Origin of the sequence: Haloarcula marismortui ATCC 43049, from assembly GCF_000011085.1 — an archaeon.
Classification (GTDB): Archaea; Halobacteriota; Halobacteria; order Halobacteriales; family Haloarculaceae; genus Haloarcula; species Haloarcula marismortui.
Genome location: NC_006396.1, coordinates 706969 through 716311, shown reverse-complemented (window position 1 = coordinate 716311; position 9343 = coordinate 706969). Strand labels below are relative to the sequence as shown.

Sequence of the window (9343 nt, the reverse complement as noted above, 5' to 3'; positions counted from 1 at the left end):
GGTCGGTTGCGTTCAGTCCGCCGTTAATATCTAACGATACCAACAAAAAATATCGGCGAGACTGTAGCAGACTACGGAACGGCAGTGGCACGGGAGGATATAGTTTTATAAGATGTGAATCAGTGGTAAGTGGTATGAGTAGCGATACCAATCGGCGAGCGTTCCTGAAGCGCACTGGAGCGGTAACCACTGTTGGTCTGCTTGGCGGATTGGCAGGCTGTTCAACCGAACAGACCGGCGGTGACGGTGGAGATGGCGGCGACGGCGGCGACGGTGGGATGACCGGAACCGGGACCGAGTCCGGTGGCGACAGCGGTCCGGAGTCGCCGGATGTGCTGATGGTCGTCGGTTATCCCCAGAGCGGTGTGCAACTGTTCAAGGACTTCTACGCCGACTACGGCGACGACGCCGCCGACATCCTCGTCACCGACGGACTGCAGGACGGCGAACTGCCGAGCAACGTCGGCGACGATATGTCGAATGTCCGTGGCACGGCCCCATCGGCGGCCGGGCCCGGCGTCGATACGTTCACAGAGCAGTTCACTTCCGAGTTCGATTACGAAGAGGCCGGCGTGTTTACGTCACAGGCCTACGACGCGACGGCGGTCCAGATACTCGCGAACATATTGGCCGGCGAAAACGACGGGCAAGCCGTCCGGGACCACATGCGCGTCGTCGCCAACCCGGGCGGCGAGTCGTACGGCCCCTCCGAGTTGCCAGCGGCCGTCGAAGCGGCCGCGGCGGGCGAGAACATCCAGTACGAAGGGGCTTCGAGTGCGGTCAACTTCGACGAAAACGGGGATATGGCCTCGGCGCAGTACCAGGTCTTCGGGTTTCAGGACGGTGGGGGTGTCGATACGCTTAGCACCGTCGACTTCAGCGCTGGCAGCGACATCCCGCAGCCGGAACCGAACGGCTCCGGGAGCGACTCCGGACGGACGATCAAGTTCGGCGTGTTGATGCCCGAAACCGGCGACCTTGGGCCGCTCGGCAGGCCAATCCGCGACGGGGCGCTACTCCCGGCCCTGCAACTCGAAGGCGAAGTCGACTTCGAGTTCGATTACCAGGTCGGTGACACCCAGACGCAGGCGCAGGCGGGCATCGACGCGGCCAACTCTCTCGTCAGCGCAGGCTATCCGTCGATAACCGGGGCGGCCAGCTCCGAAACGTCGATTCAGGTCGCCAGAAACGTGCTCATCGATAGCGGCGTCGTCGGCTGTTCGCCAGCGTCCACGTCACCGACGATTACTGACCTCGAAGACAACGATTACATGTTCCGCACCCCGCCCAGCGACGCGCTGCAGGGACAGGTCCTGGCGCAAGTCGGCGTGGGCGAACTCGGTGCGGAGACCGCATCGACGCTGTACGTGAACAACAGCTACGGCCAAGCGCTACAGGAGGCGTTCGCCGGCGCGTTCGAAGCGGAAGGCGGGACCATCGTCAATCAGGTCGGCTTCGAACAACAGCAGTCCTCCTACACGTCTGAAATCAACAGCGCGATGAACCAGTAACGGGGCTGCCGGCGTCGATTCTTTCTTCGAGCTATCCGCCGAGGAAGTCCTGACGAACCTGCTCGTCGTTGAGGAGGACCGTCCCTTCGTCCTCGTAGCGGTTCTGACCCTGCACGAGCACGTAGCCGCGGTCACACCGCCGGAGGGCCTCCTTTGCGTTTTGTTCGACCATCAGAATAGCCGTGCCGTCGTCGTTGATGCGGTCGATGCGGTCGAACATATCCTCGACGAGGTCGGGGGCAAGCCCGGCGGAAGGCTCGTCAAGCAACAGCAGGTCGGGGTCGAGCATCAGCGCCCGACCCATGGCGAGCATCTGCTGTTGGCCGCCCGACAGCGTCCCTGCTGACTGTTCGGACCGCTCCCAGAGAATCGGGAACCGGTCGTACACGTCCTCGATCCGGTCTTCCGGTACTTCATCGAGGATGTACGCGCCCATTTCGAGGTTCTCGCGCACGCTCAGTGAGCCGAACACGTTGCCGGTCTGTGGGACGTAGCTGATTCCCTCGTAAATGATTTCGTCGGGATTGCGCTGGCTGATGTCGGTCTCGTCGAAAATGACGTCTCCGCCCATGTACGTTGTCAGACCGAAGACGGATTTCATCACCGTCGACTTGCCGGCCCCGTTCGGGCCGACGATGACGACGTACTCGCCGTCCGCAACGTCCATGTGGACGTCACTGAGGACCTGCAGATCGCCGTAGCCCGCATCGAGGTCCCGGATGGCGAGGAGCCGCTCGGCTGGGTCAGGGAGCGTGACAGCCTCGGACTCTGTCGCGCGCTGGCTCATACGTCACCTCCCAGATACGCCTCAAGTACGCGCTCGTCCGACGTGATAGTCTCGGCGTCCCCTTCGGCGAGGACGCTCCCCTGATGCATGACGATGATGTGTTCGCAGTTGTTCATGATAACGTCCATGTCGTGTTCGACCAGCAGGAAGGTCAGGCCCTGCTCTCGGCGGAGTTCGTGAATCCGCTCCAGCAGCTTTTCTTCAAGCGTCGGGTTGACACCGGCAAGTGGCTCGTCCAGAAGGATCATTTCGGGCTCGGTCATCAGAACCCGCGCCATCTCCAGCAGTTTCCGCTGGCCACCGGAGAGATTGCCGGCATTCTCGTGGGCGAGATGGTCGATCTCGAAGAACTCCAGCGTCTCCCACGCGCGGTCGCGAACTGCCGTTTCGGCCTTGACCACATCGCCGCGAAGCCCCGGTGTCACCGACCGGATGACCGACTCGCCGACCTGTCCACCCGGTGCGAGCATCACGTTCTCCAAGACCGTCATCTCGGACAGTTCACGGGCGATCTGGAACGTCCGGACCAGTCCCTGGTTTGCGAGTGTGTACGGCGGGAGCCCGGTAATGTTCTGGCCGTCGAAGGTGACCCGGCCACCAGTTGGCTCGTGAATGCCCGTGATACAGTTGAACGTCGTCGACTTGCCGGCCCCGTTCGGGCCGATGAGGCCGGTGAGCGACCCCTCCGCCACGGAGAACGTTGCCCCGTCCACCGCGACAACGCCACCGAACTCCTTGCGGAGGCCGGTGACTTCCAGCAGCGGCGACTCGATCGCGTCGCTCGTGACGGCGGTCTCCTGTCGCGGTGCCGCGTCGGGTTCACTCATTCGCCTCACCTCCGGACCCGGACTGCGGTCTGTCAAGGCTCACGCTCGTTGCGGGTTCGTTTCGGTGGCCGAGCAGTCCGTCTGGCTGGTTCTGGATGATGTATATCAGCACGACGCCGATGAGGACGAACCGGAGCGTGCTGACGTTGCTAATGGTGTATGCGAGCAGCGGGAGCGGGTCCAGTGACCCGAGCCCGGCGATCGCGTCAACGATGTTGCTAGGTGCGCGAGTGCCGCCCAGCGAGACATTCTCGCCCAGTCGGGCCGGCAGATAGAACAGCAGTCCGGAGAACGTCGCCGCCCCGATGATGCTGCCGGTGTTGGACCCCGAGCCGCCGATGATAAGCGCCGCGAACACGTAGAACGTGATCGTCGGTCTGAACTGCTGTGGGCTGACGTAGCCCGCCTGCCCGCGGAACAGAACGCCGGCCAGCCCCATCAGCGCACAGCCGATCATGAACGTCTTGATCTTGAACCGCCGGGTGTCTTTGCCGAGTGACTGAGTCACGGTTTCGTCCTCGCGGATCGCCTTCAGCACGCGACCGAACGGCGAGTTCGTGATACGGGCGAGCACCCAGTAGCTCGCCGCCACGACCAGCAGGAGGAGTATCCCGTACGTGAGGTTCGCCAGATTTGGCCCGGAGACGCCGACGCCCTCCGCAGCAGTAACGAGTGGCTGTCCGACGCCGTTGATGAGCGTCGACGCGACCTCGTTTGCGGACTTGAACGAGATACCGGTCGCGCCGCCGGTTCCAAACGGCACCCCGAATAGCGAGACCTCGGCGAGCCCGTTCCAGTTGACGACGAGTCGGATGATTTCCGAGAACGCGACCGTCACGATAGCGAGGTAGTCGGCCTTCAGTCGGAGCGCTGGTAGCGCCGCGAGACCGCCGATGATAGCGGCCATTGCCATACCGCCGATGAGACCGACCCACAGCGGGAGGCCGAGCCCCGGGACCGCTCCCGCGGCCGGGTCAGTTGGCGCAGTGAGAACCGCCGTGGTGTACGCGCCGACGGCCATGAACCCCGCAATACCAATGTTGAACAGGCCGGTGTACCCCCACTGAAGATTCAGCGCCAGTGCGAGGATGGCGTAGCCGCCGATGAGGACGGTCACGCTGCCGATGAAGCCGGCGGCGAGGTTCGCCCAGTTCGCCCCGCCGACAGCGATCGCCAGCACGAGCATGACGGCCCAGATACTGGCGATGAAGGCGACGACCAGCCCTACGTCAGGGAGCGCATCCAGACGGTTTCGAACAGTGTCAACAGCACTCATGCTGTCGACACCCCCCCGAAGATACCGGACGGGCGCAACAGCAAGACGACGATGAGCACGAGGAACGCGGAGGCCCGGGTCAGTCCCGATGGCAGCCATATCAGGGCCAGACTGTCGACCAGCCCGATGAGGATGCCACCGGCCATCGCCCCGTATATCGAGCCGATGCCGCCGACGATGACTGCGGCGAAGATGAGCAGGAGCAGAATCCAGCCGAAATTGAATGATATCGTGCCGCTTTCCAACACGAGCAGGTAGCCACCGATGCCTGCCAGGCCGCCACCGAGAATCCAGGTAAGTCGAATCACGCGTTCGGTCGGAATCCCGGTCACGCGTGCGAGGTCCTCGTTGTCGGCCATCGCCCGCATTGCTTTGCCGAGCTTCGTCCGCTGTAGCAGCAGGTGGACGCCGAGCATCAACAGGACCGACACCACCAGCAGGGTGATTTCGTTGTCAGTGACTGAGATCATCGAGAACAGCGTCACCCGGAGCCCGCCGCTTGCGACCCCACTGGTCTGTGTGCCGAAGACGAACGCGATGAGGTAGCGCAACGCGAGTGCGACACCGATTGACGCAATCAGCAAGGAGATGTTGTCCGTATCGCGCATGGGGCGATAGGTGAGTCGGTCGATGAGTAACACGATACCGATCGACCCGACGCCGGCGACGACAAGCCCGAGAAGCACCGGAAGGAACGTCGACACGGTGCTCAATTGCCGCCCCGAATTGAGCATGAACAGTTCCGAGATCGGGGCTCCAGTCCCGAGGCCGGCGGTGATGTACGCGGCGACCCACCCCAGGAACGCCCCGACGGTCACAGTGTCCCCGTGTGCAAAGTTGGCGAAGTCGAGGATGCTGTATGTCATCGACAGGCCGATGCCGGCAAGTCCGACCGCCAGTCCGACGAGCAGTCCGTCCACCACCATTGAGAGCAACGAACTCACGGTGAGAGACCCACCCAGTAACTTGGCTCCGAGGAAGAACACGGTTGTCCCAGCGAGCTTTGCAACTAAATCCAGCAGGAGGAAGCCACTTACAGCGGCCACCACTGCTGCCCCCGGCCGGTCACCCATCACAACACGGCCGTCTCTTGCGAACTCAGCAATTCCCATAGGTTACCCTTCGTTGGACCCTCCTGTCTAAATAACCCACCGGAAATTCGTGCGAAATACCGGTGTAGAAGCCAAGACACCGGTGTCAAAACAGGAATCGTCCCCTCCCATGGTCACGTATCAAGCGAGAGACGATTGATACCACGGGACAGATTGCCGATGGGAGCCACTTCGAACCCAGTGACGGCCGGGTGATCGAGCGCCCGCACAGCGCACGACACCGACTTGGGTCACCAATGCTTTGAGCCGAAACCGTATCGAGAAACCACCGGACATCGGCCCGACATCGACGGAGAACGGTGCTATTCACAGCGCTTTTATGCGGTCCATCGATGATATACGACAGATGGTACGCCTGGTCGTCGCCAGTCTCGTGCTGGCTCTCCTGCTGGGAAGCGGTGCCGCGCCACTGGCGATGTCACAGCCGGCCGACGAGAGCATTGGCGTCCAGACGCCCGACAGGTTCGACCGGACGACGTTTCAGGTCACGCTGTATCAGAACGGGTCGGCGAAGTGGGCCATCCTCTACCGGACGCCGCTTGCAAACGACACTGAACAACAGCAGTTCGAGGAGTTTGCCCGGGAGTTCGAGCAGTCGGAGCAGCCACTGTACCAGAATTTCGTCGAGCAGTCGACGCTGCTGACACAGTACGGGACGAACGTGACTGGCCGGAACATGAGTGCGACCAACTACGACCGGTCGGCGACGGTCGACCCGCTCCAGAACACTGGAACCGTGCGGATGTCGTTCCGCTGGCGTAACTTCGCTGTCGTCGAGGGCGACGCAGTCGTGGTCAGCGACGTGTTCGACGGCGGGTTCTACATCGGGCCGAGCCAGTCGTTCGTCTTCGAGCGCGGCCCCGAGCTAGCATTCGCCGACGTCCAGCCGGCCCCCGCCTCACAGAGCGCCCCGGACTCGCTCGAAAACAGCGAGAGCGTCACGTGGAACGGCGAGCAGTCGTTCAACGACCGTCGGCCCTACGTGGAACTGCAGCCGCGCGAAACCGGGCAGAGCGCTAGTGCTGAGCAGCGCACCACGGCGGACGATGACACACCTGCCGAGGCCGCCGGCGGGCCATCGTGGATGCTCCCGGCCGCCATCGTCGGTCTCATTGTCGTCGCTGGTGGCGTGGCCGCGTGGCGGTCCGGCGCGCTGGGAGGGGTGTTGGGAACCGACGATGACGAACCACCCGCTCCGACGGCGTCGGCCACAGGCGGCACTGAGCAGCCATCGACGGCTTCCTCGGGCGATGCAATGGCGGACACCGACACCCCTGACGAACCGGCAGTCCCCGACGAGGAACTGCTCACCGACAGCGACCGCGTCCGCAAACTGCTGGAGGAAAACGGTGGCCGGATGAAGCAGGTCGACATCGTCGACAGCACCGACTGGTCAAAGTCGAAGGTGAGTATGCTCCTCTCTGACATGGAAGACGACGGCGACATCTCGAAGCTCAGAGTCGGCCGCGAGAACATCATCAGTCTCGCTGGTCAGGAACCCGACGCCGCAGGGTCACCGTTCGACGACGAGTGATACTGGCGGCTGTACGCCTGTGTCGCGTTTCGCTACCGCAGATATCTGGGAATAGTTACAGCTGACAGCATGATAAACCAGCACAGGGCGGGGCTGAAACGCAATGATTATACGTATCTCCTCGCTACGAACTTGTGTATGCTCCGTTGGTGTAGTCCGGCCAATCATATCACCCTCTCACGGTGATGACTAGGGTTCAAATCCCTGACGGAGCATTTCTCTCCGATTCAACGGATACACAGTTACTACGTTCTATGACCGACAGTATTTGTGTCTGCCAGTCCAATCAGGCGGTATGCGCGTCGCGGTAGTCACCGTCGGAGACGAACTGCTCAGTGGCAAGACGGTCAACACAAACGCTGCGTGGCTTGGACAACAACTCGCGGAGCGTGGCGTCACCGTCGGTCGGACGACGGTCGTCCCCGACGAGATCTCGGACATTGCCCGCGTGGTCAACGAGTATCACGCGGAGTTCGACGCCGTCATCGTCACCGGCGGCCTTGGACCGACGCACGACGACAAAACAATCGAAGCCGTCGCCGCGGCGTTCGGACGGGATGTCGTCGAGAGCGAGGACGCCATTGCGTGGCTGGAGGAACACGGCGGGTACACGCGCGACGACCTGACCGACGGAACGGGCGAGGTACCGGAGGGGTCCCGTGTCTTGCCCAACCACGAGGGGGTCGCGCCCGGTTGTGTCGTCGAGAGCTGCTATGTCTTGCCGGGCGTGCCGGGCGAAATGAAGCGGATGTTCGAGGAGGTCGCAGAAGAGTTCGCCGGCGAGCAGCGGTACGTTCGCACCGTCGACGCCGCTGAGCCCGAGAGCGCACTCCTTGACCGACTGGCAGAGGTACAGGAGCAGTTCCCGGTTAAGGTCGGGAGCTATCCGGGCGAGCACGTGACCGTCCGGTTCGAAGGGACAGAGGAGGAGCTAGTCGAGGAGGCGGCTGCGTGGTTCAGCGAACGCGTTGAGTCACCGACGGCAGAGTGACTACCGGTAGAGGTGGTTCAGCCAGAGAAACGTAAGCAGCAGGCCACCGAGCGTGATGGCCGCGCCGGACGCGTTGATAATCCCTGTCTGAACGCCGCTCTGGAGTACGACTGACATAGCTGTGCGTTCTGCGTGGGGTGGCTTGAAAGGCACGCTCCCGGGCCTCTTTTGCCGCGGGGTCGCGTAGTGACGCTGAATGCGACGAATCGGTGTCGTGGTCAACCCCATTGCCGGCATGGGCGGCCGCGTCGGCCTCAAAGGCACTGACGGGAAAGTCGCGGAAGCGCGCCGCCGCGGCGCGGAGCAACGCGCACCGGACCGCGCACGGACAGCGCTTGCCTCACTCGCCGAGGTCGGGACGGACGTGGAACTGCTCACGTACGGCGACCCGATGGGAGAGCGTCTCGCTCGTGAGGCGGGCTTCGATCCGACGGTCGTTGGCACTCCGGCGGGCGCTGATGAGACAGGCAGCGAGGACACCCGAGATGCGGTCCGAGCGTTCGTCGAGGCGGATGCGGACGTGATTCTGTTCGTCGGTGGCGACGGCACGGCTGTCGACGTGGCGACAACCCTCGACGACTTGGACGCGGCTATCCCGATTCTGGGCGTCCCGGCCGGTGTTAAGGTGTACTCCTCCGTGTTCGGCGTGTCGCCACGTGCGGCCGGGCGCATCGTGGCCCGCTTCTCCGAGACGGAGCGCGCGGAGGTCAACGATATCGACGAGGACGCCTTCAGAGGCGGGGAAGTGGTCACCGAACTCCGGGCCGTCGCGGAGGTCCCAGTCGCAGACCAGCGCCAGTCAGCCAAGCAGCTGGGCGGCGGCAGTGTCGAATCCCTCGCCGAGAGCGTCGCCAATGCCGCTGACCCGGATGTGACCTACGTCCTTGGACCGGGGAGTACTGTTGGCGCTATCAAAGAGGAACTGGGGTTCGATGGAACGACGCTTGGTGTAGACGTATGGCGCGACGGAGAGGTGCTCGCCCGCGACGCCGCCGAGTCGGACATCCTCGACGCCCTTGGTGACCGAAATGTCATCGTCGTTTCGCCTATCGGCGGGCAGGGGTTCGTGTTCGGTCGGGGGAACCAGCAGCTATCGCCGGCGGTCATCAGGCAGTGTGACCTCGAAGTGGTCGCCTCGCGGCGGAAACTAGACGGTATCGGCACCCTCCGTGTCGACACCGGCGACCCGGAATTAGACGCGGAACTGCGCGGCTGGCTGCGGGTCCGCGTCGGGCGGCACGAACGCAGACTCGTCGAAGTCGTCTGAAACTCCTACAGCCGATGACAGCAAGCCATGATATATCG

The 9343-nt window shown here is 63.1% G+C and carries 8 protein-coding genes and 1 tRNA gene; 5 read left to right on the top strand and 4 right to left on the bottom strand.

Annotated elements, in window-relative coordinates; genetic code table 11:
• The first annotated feature begins 134 nt into the window (after nucleotides 1–134).
• Complete coding sequence (locus tag RR_RS07665; protein WP_011223260.1) at nucleotides 135–1511, top strand: ABC transporter substrate-binding protein; 1377 nt, start codon at nucleotides 135–137, stop codon at nucleotides 1509–1511.
• A gap of 31 nt (nucleotides 1512–1542) precedes the next feature.
• On the opposite strand, the gene RR_RS07660 is transcribed toward RR_RS07665, so the two are convergent.
• From RR_RS07660 to RR_RS07645, 4 genes are read right to left on the bottom strand one after another with little or no spacing between them, the layout of a single operon-like run.
• A complete protein-coding gene (locus RR_RS07660) occupies nucleotides 1543–2298 on the bottom strand; it encodes an ABC transporter ATP-binding protein (protein WP_011223259.1) in 756 nt (251 codons plus the stop codon).
• The gene (locus RR_RS07655) at nucleotides 2295–3125 is read right to left on the bottom strand and encodes an ABC transporter ATP-binding protein (protein ID WP_011223258.1); all 831 of its coding nucleotides are present in this window, start codon (nucleotides 3123–3125) and stop codon (nucleotides 2295–2297) included. The genes RR_RS07660 and RR_RS07655 overlap by 4 nt, the downstream gene beginning before the upstream one ends.
• Complete coding sequence (locus RR_RS07650) at nucleotides 3118–4401, bottom strand: branched-chain amino acid ABC transporter permease (RefSeq protein WP_007190408.1); 1284 nt, start codon at nucleotides 4399–4401, stop codon at nucleotides 3118–3120. Before RR_RS07650 ends, RR_RS07655 begins: the two co-directional genes overlap by 8 nt.
• A complete protein-coding gene (locus tag RR_RS07645) occupies nucleotides 4398–5513 on the bottom strand; it encodes a branched-chain amino acid ABC transporter permease (protein ID WP_007190409.1) in 1116 nt (371 codons plus the stop codon). Before RR_RS07645 ends, RR_RS07650 begins: the two co-directional genes overlap by 4 nt.
• A 319-nt stretch (nucleotides 5514–5832) precedes the next feature.
• On the opposite strand from RR_RS07645, the gene RR_RS07640 reads away from it, so the two are divergent.
• The 4 genes from RR_RS07640 to RR_RS07625 all read left to right on the top strand — a co-directional run bounded on the left by RR_RS07640 (nucleotide 5833) and on the right by RR_RS07625 (nucleotide 9305).
• Entirely contained in the window at nucleotides 5833–7047 is a 1215-nt protein-coding gene (locus RR_RS07640; protein ID WP_011223256.1) for a helix-turn-helix transcriptional regulator, read from the top strand.
• 140 nt (nucleotides 7048–7187) lie between these two features.
• Nucleotides 7188–7262: transfer RNA gene (locus RR_RS07635), tRNA-Glu, on the top strand.
• An 80-nt stretch (nucleotides 7263–7342) separates the two neighbouring features.
• A complete protein-coding gene (locus RR_RS07630) occupies nucleotides 7343–8038 on the top strand; it encodes a competence/damage-inducible protein A (protein ID WP_011223255.1) in 696 nt (231 codons plus the stop codon).
• A 196-nt stretch (nucleotides 8039–8234) separates the two neighbouring features.
• Nucleotides 8235–9305 carry an ATP-NAD kinase family protein gene (locus tag RR_RS07625; protein WP_011223254.1) on the top strand — a complete coding sequence of 357 codons (1071 nt, stop codon included), beginning with the start codon at nucleotides 8235–8237 and terminating at the stop codon, nucleotides 9303–9305.
• The last annotated feature ends 38 nt before the right edge of the window (nucleotides 9306–9343 follow it).

Coding starts and splice junctions, on each gene's coding strand:
- RR_RS07665 (WP_011223260.1), top strand. CDS start 135: ATGAGTAGCGATACCAATCGGCGAGCGTTCCTGAAGCGCACTGGAGCG.
- RR_RS07660 (WP_011223259.1), bottom strand. CDS start 2,298: ATGAGCCAGCGCGCGACAGAGTCCGAGGCTGTCACGCTCCCTGACCCA.
- RR_RS07655 (WP_011223258.1), bottom strand. CDS start 3,125: ATGAGTGAACCCGACGCGGCACCGCGACAGGAGACCGCCGTCACGAGC.
- RR_RS07650 (WP_007190408.1), bottom strand. CDS start 4,401: ATGAGTGCTGTTGACACTGTTCGAAACCGTCTGGATGCGCTCCCTGAC.
- RR_RS07645 (WP_007190409.1), bottom strand. CDS start 5,513: ATGGGAATTGCTGAGTTCGCAAGAGACGGCCGTGTTGTGATGGGTGAC.
- RR_RS07640 (WP_011223256.1), top strand. CDS start 5,833: ATGCGGTCCATCGATGATATACGACAGATGGTACGCCTGGTCGTCGCC.
- RR_RS07630 (WP_011223255.1), top strand. CDS start 7,343: ATGCGCGTCGCGGTAGTCACCGTCGGAGACGAACTGCTCAGTGGCAAG.
- RR_RS07625 (WP_011223254.1), top strand. CDS start 8,235: ATGCGACGAATCGGTGTCGTGGTCAACCCCATTGCCGGCATGGGCGGC.